The organism is Pseudomonas nitroreducens TX1, from assembly GCF_000313755.1.
Taxonomy (GTDB): domain Bacteria; phylum Pseudomonadota; class Gammaproteobacteria; order Pseudomonadales; family Pseudomonadaceae; genus Pseudomonas; species Pseudomonas nitroreducens_A.
On sequence record NZ_AMZB01000136.1, the window covers coordinates 84,483 to 103,363 of the forward strand.

Annotated in this window: 18 protein-coding genes; 9 read left to right on the forward strand and 9 right to left on the reverse strand. The window is 65.7% G+C overall.

Going from position 1 to position 18,881, the window contains the following annotated elements:
* Positions 1–266: 266 nt before the first annotated feature.
* The 3 genes from C167_RS0128065 (at position 267) to C167_RS0128075 (ending at position 3,481) form a co-directional block, all read left to right on the forward strand.
* Entirely contained in the window at positions 267–1,562 is a 1,296-nt protein-coding gene (locus C167_RS0128065; RefSeq protein WP_017521650.1) for an NCS2 family permease, read from the forward strand.
* A 238-nt stretch (positions 1,563–1,800) separates the two neighbouring features.
* A complete protein-coding gene (gene trmA / locus C167_RS0128070) occupies positions 1,801–2,886 on the forward strand; it encodes a tRNA (uridine(54)-C5)-methyltransferase TrmA (RefSeq protein WP_017521651.1) in 1,086 nt (361 codons plus the stop codon).
* A 97-nt stretch (positions 2,887–2,983) separates the two neighbouring features.
* Positions 2,984–3,481 carry a DUF4136 domain-containing protein gene (locus C167_RS0128075; RefSeq protein ID WP_017521652.1) on the forward strand — a complete coding sequence of 166 codons (498 nt, stop codon included), beginning with the start codon at positions 2,984–2,986 and terminating at the stop codon, positions 3,479–3,481.
* 3 nt (positions 3,482–3,484) lie between these two features.
* On the opposite strand, the gene C167_RS0128080 is transcribed toward C167_RS0128075, so the two are convergent.
* Positions 3,485–3,787, reverse strand: a complete 303-nt coding sequence (locus tag C167_RS0128080) for a DUF1883 domain-containing protein (RefSeq protein ID WP_017521653.1) — start codon at positions 3,785–3,787, stop codon at positions 3,485–3,487.
* A 117-nt stretch (positions 3,788–3,904) separates the two neighbouring features.
* Positions 3,905–4,363, reverse strand: coding sequence for a DUF4345 family protein (locus C167_RS0128085; RefSeq protein ID WP_017521654.1), 459 nt, complete (start codon positions 4,361–4,363; stop codon positions 3,905–3,907).
* Positions 4,364–4,565: 202 nt separating this feature from the next.
* Between C167_RS0128085 and C167_RS0128090 the strand changes: the two genes are divergently transcribed.
* On the forward strand, positions 4,566–5,000 hold the full coding sequence (locus C167_RS0128090) for a DUF411 domain-containing protein (RefSeq protein WP_017521655.1): 435 nt from the start codon (positions 4,566–4,568) through the stop codon (positions 4,998–5,000).
* Between the two features lie 178 nt (positions 5,001–5,178).
* On the opposite strand, the gene alaC is transcribed toward C167_RS0128090, so the two are convergent.
* A complete protein-coding gene (alaC, locus tag C167_RS0128095; RefSeq protein ID WP_026079334.1) occupies positions 5,179–6,396 on the reverse strand; it encodes an alanine transaminase in 1,218 nt (405 codons plus the stop codon).
* A 171-nt stretch (positions 6,397–6,567) separates the two neighbouring features.
* Here alaC and C167_RS0128100 point away from each other — a divergent pair, with 171 nt between their 5' ends.
* Positions 6,568–7,428, forward strand: coding sequence for a PhzF family phenazine biosynthesis protein (locus C167_RS0128100; RefSeq protein WP_017521657.1), 861 nt, complete (start codon positions 6,568–6,570; stop codon positions 7,426–7,428).
* Positions 7,429–7,495: 67 nt separating this feature from the next.
* Positions 7,496–8,395, forward strand: a complete 900-nt coding sequence (locus C167_RS0128105) for a neutral zinc metallopeptidase (protein ID WP_017521658.1) — start codon at positions 7,496–7,498, stop codon at positions 8,393–8,395.
* 89 nt (positions 8,396–8,484) lie between these two features.
* On the opposite strand, the gene C167_RS0128110 is transcribed toward C167_RS0128105, so the two are convergent.
* Together C167_RS0128110 and C167_RS0128115 are read right to left on the reverse strand one after the other, a co-directional pair.
* Positions 8,485–8,919: a response regulator gene (locus C167_RS0128110; RefSeq protein ID WP_017521659.1), complete on the reverse strand. Its 435-nt coding sequence runs from the start codon at positions 8,917–8,919 to the stop codon at positions 8,485–8,487.
* A 152-nt stretch (positions 8,920–9,071) separates the two neighbouring features.
* Positions 9,072–10,967, reverse strand: coding sequence for a propionyl-CoA synthetase (locus C167_RS0128115; protein WP_017521660.1), 1,896 nt, complete (start codon positions 10,965–10,967; stop codon positions 9,072–9,074).
* Between the two features lie 303 nt (positions 10,968–11,270).
* Between C167_RS0128115 and C167_RS0128120 the strand changes: the two genes are divergently transcribed.
* A complete protein-coding gene (locus C167_RS0128120) occupies positions 11,271–11,450 on the forward strand; it encodes a hypothetical protein (RefSeq protein WP_017521661.1) in 180 nt (59 codons plus the stop codon).
* Here C167_RS0128120 and C167_RS0128125 read toward each other — a convergent pair whose 3' ends face one another.
* The 3 genes from C167_RS0128125 to C167_RS0128135 all read right to left on the reverse strand — a co-directional run bounded on the left by C167_RS0128125 (position 11,451) and on the right by C167_RS0128135 (position 17,172).
* Positions 11,451–12,626 (reverse strand): multidrug effflux MFS transporter, encoded by a 1,176-nt coding sequence (locus C167_RS0128125; protein ID WP_017521662.1) that lies wholly within the window; start codon positions 12,624–12,626, stop codon positions 11,451–11,453.
* A 202-nt stretch (positions 12,627–12,828) separates the two neighbouring features.
* Entirely contained in the window at positions 12,829–15,975 is a 3,147-nt protein-coding gene (locus C167_RS0128130) for an efflux RND transporter permease subunit (RefSeq protein WP_017521663.1), read from the reverse strand.
* Positions 15,976–15,987: 12 nt separating this feature from the next.
* Positions 15,988–17,172 (reverse strand): efflux RND transporter periplasmic adaptor subunit, encoded by a 1,185-nt coding sequence (locus C167_RS0128135; protein WP_017521664.1) that lies wholly within the window; start codon positions 17,170–17,172, stop codon positions 15,988–15,990.
* Between the two features lie 155 nt (positions 17,173–17,327).
* Here C167_RS0128135 and C167_RS0128140 point away from each other — a divergent pair, with 155 nt between their 5' ends.
* Complete coding sequence (locus C167_RS0128140; protein ID WP_026079335.1) at positions 17,328–17,960, forward strand: TetR family transcriptional regulator; 633 nt, start codon at positions 17,328–17,330, stop codon at positions 17,958–17,960.
* Positions 17,961–17,996: 36 nt separating this feature from the next.
* Here C167_RS0128140 and C167_RS0128145 read toward each other — a convergent pair whose 3' ends face one another.
* On the reverse strand, positions 17,997–18,194 hold the full coding sequence (locus C167_RS0128145) for a heavy-metal-associated domain-containing protein (protein ID WP_017521666.1): 198 nt from the start codon (positions 18,192–18,194) through the stop codon (positions 17,997–17,999).
* Positions 18,195–18,348: 154 nt separating this feature from the next.
* Between C167_RS0128145 and C167_RS0128150 the strand changes: the two genes are divergently transcribed.
* The gene (locus C167_RS0128150) at positions 18,349–18,822 is read left to right on the forward strand and encodes a hypothetical protein (RefSeq protein WP_017521667.1); all 474 of its coding nucleotides are present in this window, start codon (positions 18,349–18,351) and stop codon (positions 18,820–18,822) included.
* Positions 18,823–18,881 lie beyond the last annotated feature (59 nt).

Consider the following 18,881-nt stretch of genomic DNA (forward strand, 5'->3'; position numbering starts at 1 on the left):
GGGCTGAAGGGCCCGGTCAGGCCAGGGTTATAGAGGGTGAGACCACTGTCAGGGTACAAGTTGCACTCCCTTGGTCGGTTGCCGCGACTAAGCTTGCAGACGAACGGATGCTGGCGGTCCGGTCAGAAATTCTCCGGCTCAGGGCAAGCTGGTATCATGCGCGCCTTTTGCCGGTCACAAGAAAAGGCGCAGGGCCCACCTGGGCATGCACCTTGCTTTTCCCGGCCAGAACGATAACGGCGCAAGCGCGTCACGGGGAGCCAAACATGCTGGAAAAGCTGTTCCAACTCAAGGCGCACAACACCAATGTGCGTACCGAGATCCTGGCGGGTATCACTACCTTCCTGACCATGGCCTACATCCTTTTCGTCAACCCGAGCATCCTCGGCGAGACGGGCATGGACAAGGGCGCGATCTTCGTCGCCACCTGCCTGGCCGCCGCCATCGGCTCGGCGGTGATGGGCCTGATCGCCAACTACCCGATCGCCCTGGCTCCCGGCATGGGTCTGAACGCCTTCTTCACCTACACCGTGGTCCTGCACATGGGCCACACCTGGCAGGTGGCGCTCGGCGCGGTGTTCCTCTCCGCGTGCATGTTCTTCATCATTTCGATCTTCCGCATCCGCGAATGGATCATCAACAGCATCCCGCTGGCCCTGCGCTCGGCGATCGCCGCGGGCATCGGCCTGTTCCTCGCGCTGATCGCGCTGAAGGAATCGGGCATCGTCGTCGCCAACCAGGCCACCCTGGTGGGCATGGGCGACCTGGCCAAGCCGGCGCCGCTGCTGGCAATCCTCGGCTTCATCCTGATCGTTGCCCTGGAAGCCCGCCGGGTGACCGGCGCGGTGATGATCGGCATCCTGGTCGTCACCTTCATCTCCATCGCCATCGGCGTCTCCCAGTTCGGCGGCGTGGTGTCGATGCCGCCGTCGCTGGCGCCGACCTTCCTGCAGCTGGATATCAAGGGCGCGCTGGACATCGGCCTGTTCAGCGTGATCTTCGCCTTCCTCTTCGTCGACCTGTTCGACAACTCCGGCACCCTGATCGGCGTGGCCAAGCGCGCCGGCCTGATGGGCAAGGACGGGCACATGCCGAAGATGGGCCGTGCGCTGATCGCCGACAGCTCCGCCGCCATGGTCGGCTCGCTGCTGGGCACCTCCACCACCACCAGCTACATCGAGTCGGCGGCGGGCGTTTCCGCCGGCGGCCGTACCGGCCTGACCGCCATCGTGGTCGCCGTGCTGTTCCTGCTGGCACTGTTCTTCGCCCCGCTGGCAGGCAACGTGCCGGCCTTCGCCACTGCGCCGGCCCTGTTCTTCGTCGCCGTGTTGATGGCCTCGGGCCTGGCCGAGATCGACTGGGACGACCTGACCGTCGCTGCGCCGGTCGTAGTAACCGCCCTGGCCATGCCGCTGACCTTCTCCATCGCCAACGGCATTGCCTTCGGCTTCATCACCTGGACCGCCTGCAAGCTGCTGTCCGGCCGCTTCCGCGAGCTGAACCCGGCGCTGGTGATCCTGTCGATCCTGTTCGTGATCAAGCTGGGCTGGTTCAACGCTTGAGTTAAGGGGGCTGCTGCGCGTCGGCCATACTGCGTTGCCAGGTCAATCCGGAAAGCCGCTTGCGGCTAACCCGTAGGGCGGCCCCGAAGGGGCGAGCGAAGTGAGTCATGCTCATTTACCCTCCGCTTCCGAATCGACCTGGCGCCTTGTCTGACCTAGCTCGCACGCCCCGATGGTTTCGAGTTGCCCTTAGATGAAAAGCGGTCCGGCAAGTCCGGGTCCTTTGAAGAGTTTTCCCATGAGCAGTCCGCGTTTCGATCCCTCCCACTACGACAGCCAACTGGCCGACAAGGCCGCACGCCTGCGCGAGCTGCTGGCGCCCTTCGACGCGCCCGAGCCTGCGGTGTTCGATTCGCCCCGTGAGCATTACCGCCTGCGCGCCGAGTTCCGCCTGTGGCGCGAGGGCGAGGCACGCCACTACGCGATGTTCGAGCAGGGCGACAAGCACACGCCGATCCTGATCGAGGAATTCCCCATCGCCAGCCAGCGGATCAACGAACTGATGCCGCGCCTGAAGGCAGCGTGGGCTGAGCCAACGCTGGGCCACAAGCTGTTCCAGGTGGAGTTCCTCACCACCCTGGCGGGCGACGCGCTGATCACCCTGTGCTACCACCGCCCGGTGGACGCCGCCTGGCAGGCCGCCGCCGAGAAGCTGGCCGCCAAGCTGGGCGTGAGCATCGTCGGCCGTTCGCGCGGCAAGCGCCTGGTGGTCGGCCGTGACTATGTCAGCGAAGAACTGACCGTCGCCGGCCGTACCTTCCGCTACCGCCAGCCGGAGGGCGCCTTCACCCAGCCCAACGGCGAGGTGTGCCAGAAGATGCTCAACTGGGCATACGAAGCCCTGGGCCAGCGCGACGACGACCTGCTGGAGCTGTACTGCGGCAACGGCAACTTCACCCTGCCCCTGGCCACCCGCGTGCGCAAGGTACTGGCCACCGAGATCAGCAAGACCTCGGTGAACGCCGCCCTGGCAAACCTGGCCGACAACGCCGTGGACAACGTCACCCTGGTGCGCCTGTCCGCCGAGGAGTTGACCCAGGCGCTCAACGACGTGCGCCCGTTCCGCCGCCTGGCCGACGTGGACCTGAAGTCCTACTCGTTCGGCAGCGTGTTCGTCGACCCGCCGCGCGCTGGCATGGACCCGGATACCTGCGAACTGACCCGCCGCTTCGACAGCATCCTGTACATCTCCTGCAACCCGGAGACCCTGGCGCAGAACATCGCCCAACTGCACGACACCCACCAGGTCAGCCGCTGCGCCCTGTTCGACCAGTTCCCCTACACGCATCACATGGAGGCCGGCGTGCTGTTGACCCGCCGCTGAGCCCCGGCCGGCCGACCGCGTGCCGCCCAACCAAGGGTTGGGCGGCGAGCCGCCGCAAGGCGGCTACGCTTGCGGGACAATGACAAGAGGCACGTCCATGTCCCGCCTGATCCTTCCCCTGCTCTGCCTGTTGCTGGTCGCCTGCGCCGGCAGCGACCCCGCCAACATCAGTGTGTCTCCCGCCGCCAACGGCCGGCAAAGTACCTTCTTCATCCAGGCCGTGCGCGCCCAGGGCCACCGCGAGGACCTCGAAGATCGCTTCGATCTTGCCGTGCGCCGCGCGCTGGAAGCCAAGGGCTACCGCTATCAAGAGAACTCAGGGGAGTTGCGAGTGATCTATGCCGTCGGGCTGGACAGCCAGACCGGCATCGTCCAGCGCCCGGTAGTGACCGGCGCGGGCGTGATGACCCAGACACAGATTACCGACCAGGAACAGGCGCGCCTGGCGCTGCAGATTCTCGACGAGGCAACCGGCCAGGTGCTCTATCAGGCGCAGGTGGCGCGCCAGCTGCACGACCCGAAGATCACCCAGCAGGCCGTGGACGAAGGCATCGCCCGCCTGCTGGCGGATTTCCCCGCGCATGCAGGGCAGTGAGGATCAGCTGTAGTTCGACGGCGACTTGCGCACGAACTTGATGCTGTACTTGAAGTCGGCCTTGCGCGTGACGCTGATGGCACGGCGGGTAACGGTATCGATGGTGATGTTCCAGTTGCCGGTGCTGGGCACCTTGATCTTCGCCGGGAACCGGTCGAACGCGCCGCCGTGGTAGACGTGGCGCCCGCCATTCTTGAAGCTGCGGAAGGCGGCATCGGTCATCAGGCGGATGTTGCAGGTCATGGAGCACTCGATGACAACCAGGTCGCCTTCGTTCAGGTGCTCACGTTGGTGTACGAACTTCATGCTGGCTCCGCCTTGCTTCTACCGCGAAATCAATACGATAGCACGGAGCAGGGGTTGCCCGGCAGCGGGGCCGCCAGCAGGCCGGGCCGCTTATCCGACGCTCGCATCATCCGCCGTTCACAGCCCCTCGAAGTCCGCCTTGCGCTCTTCCGGCTCCTCTTCCTCGCGCACCACCACGTGGCGATGGCGCGACTGCCGCTCCAGCCAATAGAGGGCGAAGATCGCCAGTGCCGAAATCGCACCGCGATAGACCACCCCGGCCAACTGGGCGTCCCATTCCATGCCGCCTTCGGTCCAGGCGATGAGCAGGCGCGACAGCGTCAGGGTCAACTGGACCAGGATCACCAGGATCAGCGCCGGCCGCACCAGCAGGCGTCGCCGCAGGGCGAAAACGAGGAACAGCGCCAGGGCGAACTGGTGGCCGCCGTAGAACACGCGGGCATCGCTCACCGAGGACGGTTCCATCAGCAACATACCGCTGAGGTTGGCCATTTCGTACGGGCGGATCCAGTAGAGCAGTCCCAGGCCACCCCAGACCAGAGCCTGGACCAGCAGGACGAGACGGGCGAAGAGCATCCGATTTTCTCCTTGGCCATGCAGCCATTGCCGAGCGTCCAACCCTGCGACCGACAGTCGCGGACGCACCACCGATCAGCTAGAGACCCCACGCCGCCTGGCAAGTTCGACGCCCACGTCATATCGGGAAACAAACGGCCGGTGGGGCCGCACCCACCGCGGGAGTATGCTCGGTCGCGTTCAACTTCCAAGGCTCCCAACCATGCGCACCCTGCTTCTGCTCACCGCCCTTGTCGCCGGCGCCGCCCAGGCCGCCGAACCGCTGACCATCGACGTACACCGCGATGCCAACTGCGGCTGCTGCAAGGACTGGATCAAGCACCTGGAAAGCAACGGCTTCACCGTCAACGACCATGTCGAGGCGGACATGAGTGCAGTGAAGACCAAACTGGGCGTTCCGCACAGCATGGGCTCGTGCCACACCGGCGTGATCGACGGCAAGTTCGTCGAGGGTCACGTGCCGGCTGCCGACGTTCTGAAGCTGCGCGAGCGTACCGATCTGATCGGCGCCGCCGTGCCGGGCATGCCGATGGGCTCGCCGGGCATGGAGATGGGCGACCGGCATGACGCCTACCAGGTGGTTGGCCTGAACAAGGCCGGCCAGCGCGAAGTGCTGGCGGATTATCCCGCTCGCTGAGCCCCTGTAACGAGGCACTCCCTCACCCCTGAGCGCGAGCGGAGGCGGGATGGGGCTTCCGGCGCGCGGGGCACTCTCCAGGTCCCTGCGCGACATGGCTCCGCAAGCCCGATGGGGTGAGGGACTCCAAAACGAAAAGGGCGGCCAGTTGGCCGCCCTTTTCATTATCCACGCCCGGTCACTCGGCCTTGGCCGGCAACAGGCCATCGGCGCGGAACATCGCCTTGATTCCGCGCACGGCCTGGCGCAGGCGGTCGCGGTTTTCGATCAGGGCGAAGCGCACATGGTCGTCACCATAGTCACCGAAGCCGATGCCCGGCGACACCGAAACCTTGGCATCCTTGAGCAGCTTCTTGGCGAACTCCAGCGATCCCATGTGCGCGTAGGGTTCGGGAATCTTCGCCCAGATGTACATGGAGGCCTTGGGGTTCTCTACCATCCAGCCGGCCTCATGCAGGCCCTTCACCAGCACATCGCGGCGTTTCTGGTACTGCTCGGCGATATCACGCACGCACTGCTGGTCGCCCTCCAGTGCGGCGATGGCCGCCACCTGCAGCGGGGTGAAGGTGCCGTAGTCGTGGTAGCTCTTGATCCGCGCCAGGGCCGAGACCAGCTCCGGGTTGCCGACCATGAAGCCGATGCGCCAGCCGGCCATGTTGTAGCTCTTGGACAGGGTGAAGAACTCCACCGCAATGTCCTTGGCGCCGGGCACCTGCATGATCGAGGGGGCTTTCCAGCCGTCGAAGGTGATATCGGCGTAGGCCAGGTCGTGCACCACCAACACGTCGTAGCGCTTGGCCAGATCGACCACGCGCTCGAAGAAATCCAGCTCCACGCATTGCGCGGTAGGGTTGGAGGGGAAGCCGAGGATCATCATCTTCGGCTTGGGGATCGATTCGCGGATCGCCCGCTCCAGCTCGTTGAAGAAGTCGATTCCCGGCACCAGCGGCACCGAGCGTACCTGGGCGCCGGCGATCACCGCGCCGTAGATGTGGATCGGGTAGCTGGGGTTGGGCACGAGGATGGTGTCGCCGTGGTCCAGGGTCGCCAGCATCAGGTGCGCCAGGCCTTCCTTGGAGCCGATGGTGACGATGGCTTCGGATTCCGGGTCGATCTCCACCTCGTAGCGGTCGCGATACCAGTGCGAGATGGCGCGGCGCAGGCGCGGAATGCCACGGGAGGTGGAATAACCGTGCGTGTCTTCGCGCTGGGCGACCTGGCAGAGCTTCTCGACGATGTGCGGCGGCGTGGCCCCGTCCGGATTGCCCATGGACAGGTCGATGATGTCCTCGCCACGGCGGCGGGCGGCCATCTTCAGTTCGGCGGTGATGTTGAAAACGTAGGGGGGCAGGCGATCGATGCGCGCAAAGCGACGAGCTGAACGGGGTTCAGTCATGGTGTCCTCGGATGAACGTAGGCGCCCGGAACCGTCCGAGCGACGCCGGCCACTGCGGTGGCCTGGAAAGCGCGGCGCTGTGACCTGCGCTTTCTTGTCGGCGAACATATAGCTCGCTAGGCTGGCTGTCGAGTTTTTCTTTAGCCGCTCAAGGTCGGCATCTGGAGGCCCATGTCCGCGCAACAGTACTGGCAGCTCGACGTTTTCGCCGACCAACCGCTCACCGGCAATGGCCTGGCGGTGTTCCCCGATGCCCGTGGCATTCCCGAACAGACCCTGCTGGCACTGACCCAGGAGCTGCGGCAGTTCGAGTCGATCTTCCTGTTTCCATCCGCCTCGCTGGACACCTACTCGGCACGCATCTTCACCGTCGACGAGGAACTGCCCTTCGCCGGGCACCCGGTGCTTGGCGCGGCAGCGCTTTTGCACCACCTGCACCAGCGCGGCGAAGAGGAACACTGGACGCTGTTGTTGCCGGCCAAGGAAGTGAAAGTGGCGACGCGCCGTCGCGGCAGCGGCTTCCACGCCGAAATGAACCAGGGCGCCGCCGACTTCGGTACCGTGCTCGATGACGAGGCGCGCCGCTGGTTCGCCGAAGCCTTCTCGCTGACCGCTAGCGATCTCGCCGACTACCCCGCCGCCGTGGTCAGCACCGGCCTGCCCTACCTGCTGCTGCCGGTGCGCAGCGAGGCCCTGGGCCGCGTGCGCCAGCGCACGGATCTGACGGCCGAGCTGGCAAAACTCAATGCCGCCTTCGTTTTCGTGCTGGATGTGGATAATCGCGAGGGCCGCACCTGGGACGGCGCCGGGATCGTCGAGGACATTGCCACCGGCAGTGCCGCCGGCCCTGTCGCCGCCTACCTGGTGGAACTGGGCAAGGCGCGCCGTGGCGAGCTGTTCCAGCTGGCCCAGGGCCGTTTCGTCGGTCGCCCCAGCCGGCTCGACGTGCAGGTCGGTCAGGACGACGAAGTCCGCGTTGGCGGCGATGTGCAACTGCTCGCCCGCGCCGAACTGCTGCACCGTTTCGCCTGACGACCGGGCTGGCGGTGAGCCCCACCCGAGACAACACTGAACCCACCTGTTCGATGGAGATGCCGCCATGCAATGGCGCAAAGGACGACGCAGCGACAACGTAGTGGATGCCCGCGATGACAACGGCGGCGGCATGAGCGGCGGCGGGGGCATGCGTATCGGCGGCCGCGGCCTGAGCCTGGGCGGCGTGGCCATTGTGGTGGTGATCGGCCTGCTCTCCGGACAGGACCCGATGACCATCCTTGGCTCGCTGCTTGGCCAGATGGACGTCTCCCAGCAGGCGCCTGCCCGCCCGACCCAAGGCAAGCCGGCCACCGGCAACGATCCGCAGGTGGAGTTCGTCCAGTCGATTCTGGGCGATACCGAGGACACCTGGGGCGAAATCTTTGCCCGCAGCAATGCCCAGTACGAGCAGCCCAAGCTGATCCTGTTCAACGGTGGCGTGAACTCCGCATGCGGCTTCGCCTCCTCCGCCGTCGGCCCGTTCTACTGCCCGGGCGACCATCGCGTGTACCTCGACCTCGGATTCTTCCGCGAGATGGAGCAGAAGTTCTCCGCCGCCGGCGACTTCGCCCAGGCCTATGTGATCGCCCACGAGGTTGGCCACCACGTGCAGAACCTGCTGGGTGTTTCCGCCAAGATCAACGCCGCTCGCCAGCGCGGCGCGCGCATGGAAGGCGCCAACGGCCTTTCGGTGCGCCAGGAATTGCAGGCCGACTGCTTCGCCGGCGTCTGGGCCAACCACGCCCAGCAACGCCTGAACTGGCTGGAACCGGGCGACGTGGAAGAGGCGCTGAACGCCGCCAATGCCATCGGCGACGACCACCTGCAGCGCCAGGCGCGCGGCACGGTAATGCCGGACTCCTTCACCCACGGCTCATCCGAGCAACGCGTGCGCTGGTTCAAGCTCGGCTTCGAAAGTGGCGCGCCGGGCAAGTGCGATACCTTCAAGGCGCAGACGCTGTGACGTCTTGACCGGGTTCGCGAGCTCGCTCCTACAAGCACCGAACATAACGGTAGGAGCGAGCTTGCCCGCGAACCGCCCGGAACGATGGTCTACAGGTACCGCCCTAGCACCTCAAGGAAGTACGCCGGGTCCAGCGGCTTGACCATGAAATCCAGCACGTTCAGCCGCATCGCCTCGATCACGTCGCGGGCGTCGGCCTGGCCGGACAGGACGATGATCGGCAGGAAGGTGCCAATCTCGTTCAGTTCGCGGATCAGGTCCAACCCTGCACTCTCGTGCTCCATGCGCAGGTCGGTCACCAGCAGGTCGATGTCCGACTCGTCGCGGCGGATACGGCGCAGTGCTTCGGCAGCGCTGCCGACGGTCAGGCAACGCAGGTTCGCCCCCTCGACCAGCTCGCGCACCTCGGCCAGCACCTCGAGGTCGTCGTCGACCACCAGCACCAGCGGCTTGCGCGGCGCCCGCGCAGCAACTTCGCGCAGCGCTTCGAGCTCCTCCTCGTCGAGGACCACAGGATTGACCATGAACGCCACACCGCAAGTAGAGGCTCGTTGACATCAGTCTAGATGGCAACTGGCCTTTATTCCTGTCGACCGGCAGGCGCAACGCAGATAAAAAAAGGGCCGCAACGAGTGCGGCCCTGGAAATACGCCGGCAGAACCGGCGTCGTGGGATGTCAGCCCGCCTTGGCGAGCCCGGCCTGGCCAAGGCGCTCGGCGATCTCGCCGAGGATGGCCGGGTCGTCAATCGTGGATGGCGGCGCGTAGCCCTCCCCGTCGGCGATCTTGCGCAGCACGGCACGAAGGATCTTGCCCGAGCGGGTCTTGGACAGGCGCTTCACCACCACTGCGCGCTGGAAGCAGGCCAGCGCGCCGATACGCTCGCGTACCAGGGCCACCAGCTCGCGCTGCAGATCCGCCTCGCTCGCCTGCGCGCCATCCTTGAGCACCACCAGCCCCAGCGGCACGTGGCCCTTGAGGTCGTCCTGCACGGCGATCACCGCGCATTCGGCGACAGCCTCGTGCAGCGCCAGCAACTCCTCCATCTCGCCGGTGGAAAGGCGGTGGCCGGAGACGTTGATCACATCATCGGTGCGACCCATGATGTAGACGAAACCCTCTTCGTCCACATAGCCGCCGTCGCCGGTGTGGTAGTAGCCGGGGTAGGTCTTCAGGTACGCCTGCAGGTAGCGTGGATGATCGTTCCACAGTGTCTGCGCGCAACCGGGCGGGAGCGGCAGGGCGATGACGATGGAGCCCTGTTCGTTCGGCCCGAGCAGCTGCCCCTCGTCGTCCACCACCTGTACGTGGTAGCCAGGCACCGCGCGGTTGGTGGAGCCGGCACGCAGATCATGGTCGCCCAGGCCGGTACAGGGCGCTGTCACCGGCCAGCCGGTCTCGGTCTGCCACCAGTGGTCATGCACCGGCTTGCCGGTGAGTTCCTCCAGCCAGTGCTGGGTGCTGCTGTCGAGCTTTTCGCCGGCCAGGAACAGGTGGCGTAGCGAGCTCAGGTCATAGCGCTTGAGCAATTCGCCCTGGGGGTCTTCCTTGCGGATCGCGCGGATCGCCGTGGGCGCGCAGAACAGGCTGTTGACCCTGTGCTCCTCGATCACCCGCCAGTAGCTGCCGGCATCCGGCGTGCGCACCGGCTTGCCCTCGTAGAACACCGTGGTGCAGCCATTCATCAAGGGCCCGTAGACGATCAGCGAATGGCCGACCACCCAGCCAACGTCGGAAACACCCCACCAGACGTCCCCCGGCTGCAGGCCGAAGATGGTCGGCAGCGCGTAGCTCAGCGCCACCGCGTGGCCGCCGTTGTCGCGCACGATGCCCTTGGGTTTCCCGGTGGTGCCGGAGGTGTACATGATGTAGAGCGGGTCGCCGCTGGCGACTTCCACCGGGGCGGCCGGTTGCGCGCGGGCCAGGGTTTCGCGCCAGTCCAGGTCGCGGTCGGCCGTCAGCTCCGCCATTGCCTGCGGACGCTGCAACACCAGCACATGGGCCGGCTTATGGCTGGCCAGCTCCAGCGCCTTGTCCACCAGCGGCTTGTATTCGATCACCCGCTCGAACTCCAGGCCACACGACGCCGTGAGCACGAGCCGGGGTTTGGCATCGTCGATGCGCAGCGCCAGCTCATGGGGCGCGAAGCCGCCGAAGACCACCGAGTGCACGGCACCCAGCCGCGCGCAGGCGAGCATGGCCATGGCCGCCTGCGGCACCATCGGCATGTAGATGATGACGCCGTCGCCCTTTTCCACGCCGAGTGCGCGCAGGGCTCCGGCCAGGCGCGCGACTTCATCGCGCAGCTCCAGGTAGCTGAAACGTTGCTGGGTGTTGGTCACGGGGGAGTCGTAGATCAGCGCGGCCTGCTTGCCGCGGCCCAGTTCGATCTGCCGGTCGAGGGCGAGGTAGCAGGTGTTCAGGCGGCCATCGGCGAACCAGCGGTGGCTGCCGTCGGGCAGGGCCTGCAGGGTCTCCTGCGGGGCACGGTACCAGGCCACGCGGCCGGCCTGCTCGGCCCAGAAGGCGGAAGGTTCCGCGATGGAGCGGTCATGGGACTGCCGGTAACTCATCGTCACTGCCTCTTATTGTTGTTATCGAGGTCGAACAACGAGTATGGACGGGGATCGCCACCCCACCATCAACCTTTGGTCGTAGGCCATTCGCCCGACCGGTGCATGATTGCTTTTCAGGATTTTTCAGCGAAGCGCGGCCACCCTCCTCCACTCCCGGCCGACGCGCTCTGGGAGGGGCTCTGGGGAAGAGTTCAACGCAAGGCCGCCGCATGTCGGCGACCACAAGTCGCACCCGCTACCGCCCGATGACAGGACTAAACTGACAGTCCCTTTTCACCTGACAGCGTAGGGGTGAGCAGCATGAACATCCTCGTCCGTCCGTCCCATCTTCGCAAAGACCAGCCGTGGGAAGTCTGCCTCGATCAGCAGGCCGTGGGCTTCCGCAGCGAGCTCGAGGCGCGCAGTTTCGTGGCTACCCTCGAAGCGCGCCTCAAAGCCCCGCACCAGCTACCGGAACTGGTGCAGCGCGTCGCCAGTTGATCAGGCCGCGCGTTCGCTGATCTGCCCGCTCATCCAGCCGAGCACGGCGGCCACCAGGCCGCAGACGGTGATGACCACCGCCATCGGCAGGGCAGAGCCGTCGTGCAATGCACCGACCAGCGCCGACGCGCCGGCCGCGACGGTGAACTGCAGGCTGCCCATCAGCGCCGACGCGCTGCCCGCGTGCCGCCCCTGGCTGGCCATGGCGCAGGCCGATGAGTTGGGCAACAGGAAGCCCAGGCTGGCGATGGCGCCGAACAACGGCAGCAGCAACGGCCACAAATGCTCGGGCCTGGCCAGGGTGATCGCCAGCAGGGCCAGGCCGCAGCCGAAGTACACCCATACCGCCCGGCGCAGCCAGAACCCCGGTCCGCGATAGCGCAACAGCCGTGCATTGACCTGCGCCATCAGGATGAAGCCCGCGGCGTTGCTGCCGAAGATCCAGCCATAATGCTCGGCCGGCACGCCGTAGAGTTCGATGAAGACGAAGGGCGAACCCGCGATATAGGAGAACATTCCGGCGATGGCGACCCCGCCGGTGAGCGCGTAGGTGATGAAGGAACGGTCGCGGAACAGCGCGCGGTACTGCTTCAGCGCACCGCGCAGCGGTGGACGCGGCCCGCTCGGGATGGTCTCGGGCAGCCACAGGGCGATGGCGCCGCCGGCCAGGGCGCTGAACAATGTCAGGCAATAGAAGATCGACTGCCAGCCGGACAGGCTCAGCAGCAGCCCGCCGCCCAGCGGCGCGAGTATGGGTGCCAGGCCCATCACCAGCATCAATTGAGAGAAGGCCTTGGCAGCGGCGATCGGGTCGCACAGGTCACGCACCACCGCCCGCGAGATCACCATGCCCGCGCAACCGCCCAGAGCCTGGACGAAGCGCGCGCCAATCAGCCATTCCAGGTTCGGCGCGAAAGCGCAGGCGAGCGACGCCAGGGTAAAGATGCTCACGCCCAGCAACAGCGGAATGCGCCGGCCGATACGATCAGCCAGCGGTCCGTAGAGCAGTTGGCCGATGGCGAGACCGGCGAAGTACGCCGACAGGCTCAGCTGAATGTGTTCGACGTCGGTGCCGAAGGCCTGCGCCAGCGCCGGGAAGCTGGGCAGATAGAAATCGATGGCCATCGGCCCGAAGGCGCTCAGCGCGCCGAGGATCAGCAGGATGCGGAGGTTCATGGATCACCTGGTCACACGCGTCCGCCAAAGGAGCGGTCGATACCGCGGGGCAGGCAGGTGTGGATAACGGGTTGGCGCGCACGCTGGGCGCGGCGAAGCTCTGCATTGTGGCGAGCGCCGGAAAATTAGCAAGCTCCCTAAGCAAATCCCGAAACAAAGGGGAGAAGCAGGCCCGGCCGCGCCAACCGGGCCCACTGCTGAGTCAGGCCTTGTGTACCCCCTCTGGCTCGGCCTTGGCCTTGCGGCCGGCGAGCTTGTCGGCGGCGGACTCCACCAGCATGTAGAACATCGGGATGAGGAAGGTCGCCAGCAGGGTCGCGGCGAGCATCCCGCCGATCACCCCGGTACCGATCGAGTGACGGCTCGCGGAGCCGGCGCCGGTGCTGATGGCCAGCGGTACGCAACCCAGGATGAAGGCCAGCGAGGTCATCACGATGGGGCGGAAGCGCAGCTTGGCCGCCTCCAGCGCCGCCTCGATCGGGCCCATGCCCTGCTCTTCGCGGCACAGCACGGCGAACTCGATGATCAGGATGGCGTTCTTCGCCGCGAGACCGATCAGGGTCACCAGGCCGACCTGGAAGTACACGTCGTTATCCAGCCCGCGCAGCCAGATCGCCAGGATCGCCCCGAACACTGCGAAGGGCACTGCGGTGACCACCGCCAGCGGCAAGGTCCAGCGCTCGTACTGGGCCGCGAGGATGAGGAACACCAGGATCAGGCCGAAGATGAACGCCGTGCTGCCCGAGCCCTGGGTCGCCAGCTCCTGGTAGGCCGAACCGATCCACGCCAGTGAATATTCTTGGCCCAACACCTGGTCCGCCACTTCCTGCATCGCCGCCAGCGCCTGGCCGGAGCTGTAGCCCGGCGCCGGGCCGCCGAGGAGCTTCGCCGCCGGGAACACGTTGAAGCGCGCGTAGGAATCCGGGCCGAGGATGCGTTTGACCGACACCAGCGTAGTCAACGGGACCAGATCGCCGGCGGAGGAACGCACGAAGACCTGGCTGAGGTCGTCCGGCTTGCGGCGGAACTCCGGCTCCGACTCCAGGGAGACCTGCCAGGTCCGCCCGTAGAGGGTGAAGTCGTTGACGTAGTAGCTGCCGAAGGTGGACTGCATGGCGGTGAACACGTCGTTGATCGCCACGCCCAGGGAGCGCGCCTTGGTGCGGTCCAGGTCGACGTAGTACTGCGGCACGTTGGCGTTGAAGGTGGTGTTGACCCCGGCCAGTTCCGGGCGCTTGGCCGCGGCGGCGAGGAACTTCATGGTCACCTCTTCGAGCTGCTCGGAGGTGCCACCGCTGCGATCCTGGATGTAGGCCTCGAAGCCGCCGGTGGTACTCATGCCGGTGATCGGCGGCGGGTTGAAGGACATCACCACGCCGTCTTCCTGGCCGGCGCCCATCTTCATGAATTCGCGGGTCAGGTTGCGCGCATCCAGTTCGGGCGTGGTGCGTTCCTTCCAGTCCTTGAGCGGCACGAAGGACACGCCGGCGTTGCTGCGGGTGCCGAAGGTGAGGATGTCGAAGCCGGCGAAGGTGACCACGTCCTGCACCGCCGGATGCTTCATCAGCTCGTGGGTCACGTCGCTGGTGAGTTTCTCGGTACGGGTCAGCGAGGCCGCGGGCGGCAGGAAGTAGGCGTTGAGCACGTAGCCCTGGTCTTCGTCGGGGACCAGCGAGCCGGGCACCCGGCCGAACAGGATGATCAGCAGGGCGATCATGCCGCCGAACAGCAACAGCCCCAGCGCCGCGCGCTTGAGGAAGAACTGCACCCCGGCGCCGTAGCCGTTGGTGATGCGTTCGAAGGTGCGGTTGAACCAGCGGAATGGCGCGGCCGGCTCCTTGTGCTCGGGCTTGAGGATCAGCGCGCAGAGTGCGGGGGAGAGTGTCAGCGCGACGATGCCGGAGATCACCACCGACACTGCGATGGTGATCGCGAACTGCTTGTACATCTGGCCGGCCAGACCACCGAGGAAGCCAACCGGGATGAACACGGCGCAGAGCACCAGCACGATGGCAACGATCGGCCCGGTCACCTCCTCCATGGCCTTGATCGCCGCGTCCTTCGGGCTCAGCTTCTCGGTGCGCATCACCCGCTCGACGTTCTCCAACACCACGATGGCGTCGTCCACCACGATACCGATCGCCAGCACCATGCCGAACAGCGACAGCAGGTTGATGGAGAAGCCCATCAGGTACATGCCGGCGAAAGTGCCGACCAGCGACACCGGGATCGCCAGCACCGGGATCAACGTGGCGCGGATGTTCTGCAGGAAGATGAAGACCACCACCATCACCAGGATCAGCGCCTCGACGAAGGTGTGGATCACCTCTTCGATGGAGACTTTCACGAAGATCGTGGTGTCGTACGGGATCTTGTAGGTGATGCCCTGCGGGAAGCGCTTGGACATGGCGTCCATGTGGTCGCGCACGGCCTGGGCGGTGTCCAGCGCGTTGGCGCCGGGCTGCAGGTAGATACCGAAGGCGGCGTTCTGCTGGCCGTTGAGCGAGGTCACCAGGGAATAGTCCTGCGCGCCCAGCTCGACCCGCGCCACATCCTTGAGGAGGAGGCTGGCGCCGGTGGAATCGCTGCGCAGGATGACGTTCTCGAACTCCTTGGGATCGGTGAAACGGCCCTGCGCCGTAGCCATGTAGGTGAAGTCCTGCGGCTCCTTCATTGGCTGCTGGCCGAAGCTGCCGGCGGCGAACTGCGAGTTCTGTTCGCGGATGGCGTTGACCACGTCGGTAGGCGTCAGGTCGTACTGCGCCAGCTTGTCCGGGCGCAGCCAGACGCGCATCGCGTAATCCTTGGAGCCGAACTGGCTGACGTCGCCGACACCGGGAATCCGCTTGAGGTCGTCGATCACGTTGATCAGCGCGTAGTTGCTGATGAAGATCGGGTCACGCGAGTTGTCCGGAGAGAACAGCGTCACCACCTGCAGGATGTCGGAGGACTTCTTCTCCACCTTCACGCCCTGCCGGCGCACTTCCTCGGGCAGCTTGGCGAGCGCTGCCTGCACCTTGTTGTTGACGTCGATGGTGGCCTGGTCGGGATCAGTGCCGACTTCGAAGTAAACGGTCAGGCTCATGGCGCCGCTGGCGTCGGAGTTGGACAGTTGGTAGATCATGCCCTCCACGCCGTTGATTTCCTGCTCCAGCGGGGCCGCCACGGTTTCGGCGATGACCTGGGAGCTGGCCCCCGGATAGGACGCCGATACGGACACTTGCGGCGGCACGATTTCCGGGTACTGGGCGATGGGCAACGCGCGCATGGCCACCAGGCCCGCGAGCAGGATCACGATGGAAATCACCATCGCGAACACCGGACGTTCGATGAAGAAGCGCGAAATCACGATGTGCGCTCCTTAGGATTGGGAAGAAGCGGTGTTGGCCGCAGCTTCCTGCGCGCCACCTTCGGTCGCCTTGACCGGCTGGTCCGGGCGCACCTTGAGCAAGCCGTCGACGATCACGCGGTCGCCATCGTCGACACCGGCGTCGATGATCCAGCGGCCATCCACAGTCTTGGAGGTGGTCACCTGACGCACGCGGGCGAAGCCGTCCTTGTCCACCACGTAGACGAAAGTGCCGCGCGGGCCCTGCGCCAGCGCGCGCTCGGGCAGCGTTACGGCGTTGCTCTGGGTGATGCCGGTGATCAGGATGCGCACGAACTGGCCGGGGATCAGCAGGTTGTGCGGGTTGGGCACCACGGCGCGGGCGTTCACGGTGCCCGTGCCGGTGTTGACGAAGCTGTCGGTGAAGTCGACGACGCCTTCGATGGGGTACTTGCTGCCATCGCCGAAGCGCAGCTCGGCGGTGAGTTTGCCGTCCTTGGGCAGGAGGTAGCGACCACTCTTGACTCCGTCGTTCATCTGGCTCGCCTGGGTGTCGGGATAGGCGAAGTTGACGTACACCGGGTCGAGCTGGGTGAGTTTGGTCAGCAGGCTGGAATTCGGGTCGCTGGCCACCACCAGGCTGCCTTCGGAGCGCACTTCCTTGCTCGCCATGCCGGAAATCGGCGCGGTCACCGTGGTGTAGTTGAGGTCGATCTGCTTGGCCTGGACGTTGGCCCTGGCGGCTTCGACATCGGCCTTGGCCTGCTCGAAATCGGAGGTGTAGCGGTCCAGCTCGCTCTCGCTGGCGAAGCCCTTGCGTTGCAGCTCGCGAATACGCTTGAGGTCTCGCTCGGTCTGGCGATAGCGCGCCTGCGTCTGCGCCAGCGAACCCTTGGCCTGGCCCAGAGCGGCCTGGTAGGGGCGCGGGTCGATGCGGAACAGCACCTGGCCTTCCTTCACCGGCCGGCCTTCTTCATAGGTGCGTCGTTGCAGGATGCCGCTGACCTGGGCGCGTACTTCCACCTCGCGGTAACCGGCGGTGCGCGCGGCGTACTCGAACGTCAGGGGAACAGGAGCGCTCCTGGCGACTTCGACCGTCACTGCCGGAGGAGGTGGCGCAGCCGCGGTGGGCTTGTCCTCGGCCTGGGCCCAGGCAGCGAACAAGACTGGCAACCCAGCGACAACAAGCGCGACGGGCAAACGGCGGGCGAACGACATGTAACCTCTCCATGGAAATGACTGACGGCGGAACCCCTAGGGACGACGACTGTGAGGCCTTTACCTACGCCAGTGTCTGTAAAGCACTGTTAGCGCAGTAAAATCAGTAAACTGGCGGTCACCCAGTGATCCTAGCCTGTATACCACCAAGCGCCATGCGAAGAACTAAAGAAGATTCGGAACGAACCCGTCAGACCATTCTTGACTCGGCTGAAAGCCTTTTTTTTGCGAAAGGCGTCTCAAATACCAGCCTCGAAGAGATCGCACGCGCTGCTGGCGTCACCCGTGGAGCGGTGTACTGGCATTTCCAGAACAAGGCGCACCTGTTCAACGACATGCTCAACCAGGTTCGCCTGCCGCCCGAACAGTTGGCCCAGCGCCTATCGGGCTGCGACGGCCACGACCCGATCGAGTCGCTGTTCCAGCTCAGCGTGGAAGTGGTCGAGAACCTCGCCCGCGATGAGCAGCGCCGGCGCATCCTCACCATCCTCCTGCAACGCTGCGAATTCACCGATGAACTGCGCGACGCCGAGGAGCGCCACAACCATTTCATCCGCCAGTTCATCGAGCTCTGCGAGCAACTGTTCAGCCGCGAGGATTGCCGCACGCGGCTGATGCCGGGGGTGACGCCCAAGATAGCCTCGCGCGCGGTGCACGCGATGATCTTCGGCCTGCTCAGCGACTGGCTGCGCGATCCGGCGTTGTTCGACCCACTGCAGGAGACCCGCGAGCTGTTTGACGCCGTGTTCCGCGGTCTGGTGCGCGACTGGCACCCGGCGCAGACGTAAGGGCCGGCACGACACCGGCCCGGAAGGAAAGACGCCTCAGGCCGCCTCGGCCTCGTAACCCTCCTCGCGGATCGCCGCGAGGATCGCGGAGTCGTCCAGCCGGCTGGCGACGCGGACTTCGCCGGCACCCAGGTCGACCTGTACATCCGCCGCGGCGTCCAGCGCCTGCACCGCCTGGGTGATGGCCCGCACGCAGTGGCCGCAGCTCATGCCTTTGACATTGAAGGTGTGCATGGAATCTCTCCTCTGATGGATTGAAGCGTTGGGCGCAGTCTCGACCTTGCCACCGTGGCAAGGTCAAGCCTCTCGCGTACCCATCGTCCTGCACTTGTCCTACGTCATCCTCTCAGCCAAGCTGCGGAAATAGCTGACTCATCGGAGAACGCCCATGCGCCGTTCCCTAGTGCTCGCCGTTGGTCTCACGGCCACCCTTCCGTTCATTGCCTGCGCCGACGGCATGCCCGAAGGGCCCTCGGCGCCTTCCGCACCCGCGCCTGCTTCCCCGGCCGCACCGCCGCCGAGCACGCCAGGCTCCTGGCCGATCCCCGACGCCCAGCCGGTGGCCTATGCCGTGCTGATCGTCAGCCGCGAACGGCTGGACACCGGCACCGCTTGCGACATCGACCTGTATGTCCAGGACGAAAAGGTCTCGCGCCTGCAGCCCGAAGGCGAAATCGCCCTCAACCTGCCGCCCGGCGAAGTCTCCCTGCGCCTGCAGACCGCCAACTCCGGGCTCTGCCGCAGCGGTATCCAACCCCTGCGCGCCCAGTCAGTCCTGTTGCACGCCGGCGAAGTACGCAAGTTCCGTATCGCCAACAGCGAAAGCGGCCTTTACCTGATGCCGGTCTCCAGCGGCAGTTGAGAATGCGCCTCGCGGCCTGACCTGCGACAAGATGGCAGCGAGCGAGGGTTGACCTTACC

What these genes read in the sequence shown, in the direction of transcription:
- C167_RS0128150 (WP_017521667.1), top strand. Translation starts at nt 18,349, where the DNA reads ATGCGCCGTTCCCTAGTGCTCGCCGTTGGTCTCACGGCCACCCTTCCG.
- C167_RS0128100 (WP_017521657.1), top strand. Translation starts at nt 6,568, where the DNA reads ATGTCCGCGCAACAGTACTGGCAGCTCGACGTTTTCGCCGACCAACCG.
- C167_RS0128140 (WP_026079335.1), top strand. Translation starts at nt 17,328, where the DNA reads ATGCGAAGAACTAAAGAAGATTCGGAACGAACCCGTCAGACCATTCTT.
- C167_RS0128115 (WP_017521660.1), bottom strand. Translation starts at nt 10,967, where the DNA reads ATGAGTTACCGGCAGTCCCATGACCGCTCCATCGCGGAACCTTCCGCC.
- trmA (WP_017521651.1), top strand. Translation starts at nt 1,801, where the DNA reads ATGAGCAGTCCGCGTTTCGATCCCTCCCACTACGACAGCCAACTGGCC.
- C167_RS0128145 (WP_017521666.1), bottom strand. Translation starts at nt 18,194, where the DNA reads ATGCACACCTTCAATGTCAAAGGCATGAGCTGCGGCCACTGCGTGCGG.
- alaC (WP_026079334.1), bottom strand. Translation starts at nt 6,396, where the DNA reads ATGACTGAACCCCGTTCAGCTCGTCGCTTTGCGCGCATCGATCGCCTG.
- C167_RS0128110 (WP_017521659.1), bottom strand. Translation starts at nt 8,919, where the DNA reads ATGGTCAATCCTGTGGTCCTCGACGAGGAGGAGCTCGAAGCGCTGCGC.
- C167_RS0128085 (WP_017521654.1), bottom strand. Translation starts at nt 4,363, where the DNA reads ATGCTCTTCGCCCGTCTCGTCCTGCTGGTCCAGGCTCTGGTCTGGGGT.
- C167_RS0128075 (WP_017521652.1), top strand. Translation starts at nt 2,984, where the DNA reads ATGTCCCGCCTGATCCTTCCCCTGCTCTGCCTGTTGCTGGTCGCCTGC.
- C167_RS0128080 (WP_017521653.1), bottom strand. Translation starts at nt 3,787, where the DNA reads ATGAAGTTCGTACACCAACGTGAGCACCTGAACGAAGGCGACCTGGTT.
- C167_RS0128125 (WP_017521662.1), bottom strand. Translation starts at nt 12,626, where the DNA reads ATGAACCTCCGCATCCTGCTGATCCTCGGCGCGCTGAGCGCCTTCGGG.
- C167_RS0128135 (WP_017521664.1), bottom strand. Translation starts at nt 17,172, where the DNA reads ATGTCGTTCGCCCGCCGTTTGCCCGTCGCGCTTGTTGTCGCTGGGTTG.
- C167_RS0128065 (WP_017521650.1), top strand. Translation starts at nt 267, where the DNA reads ATGCTGGAAAAGCTGTTCCAACTCAAGGCGCACAACACCAATGTGCGT.
- C167_RS0128105 (WP_017521658.1), top strand. Translation starts at nt 7,496, where the DNA reads ATGCAATGGCGCAAAGGACGACGCAGCGACAACGTAGTGGATGCCCGC.
- C167_RS0128120 (WP_017521661.1), top strand. Translation starts at nt 11,271, where the DNA reads ATGAACATCCTCGTCCGTCCGTCCCATCTTCGCAAAGACCAGCCGTGG.
- C167_RS0128090 (WP_017521655.1), top strand. Translation starts at nt 4,566, where the DNA reads ATGCGCACCCTGCTTCTGCTCACCGCCCTTGTCGCCGGCGCCGCCCAG.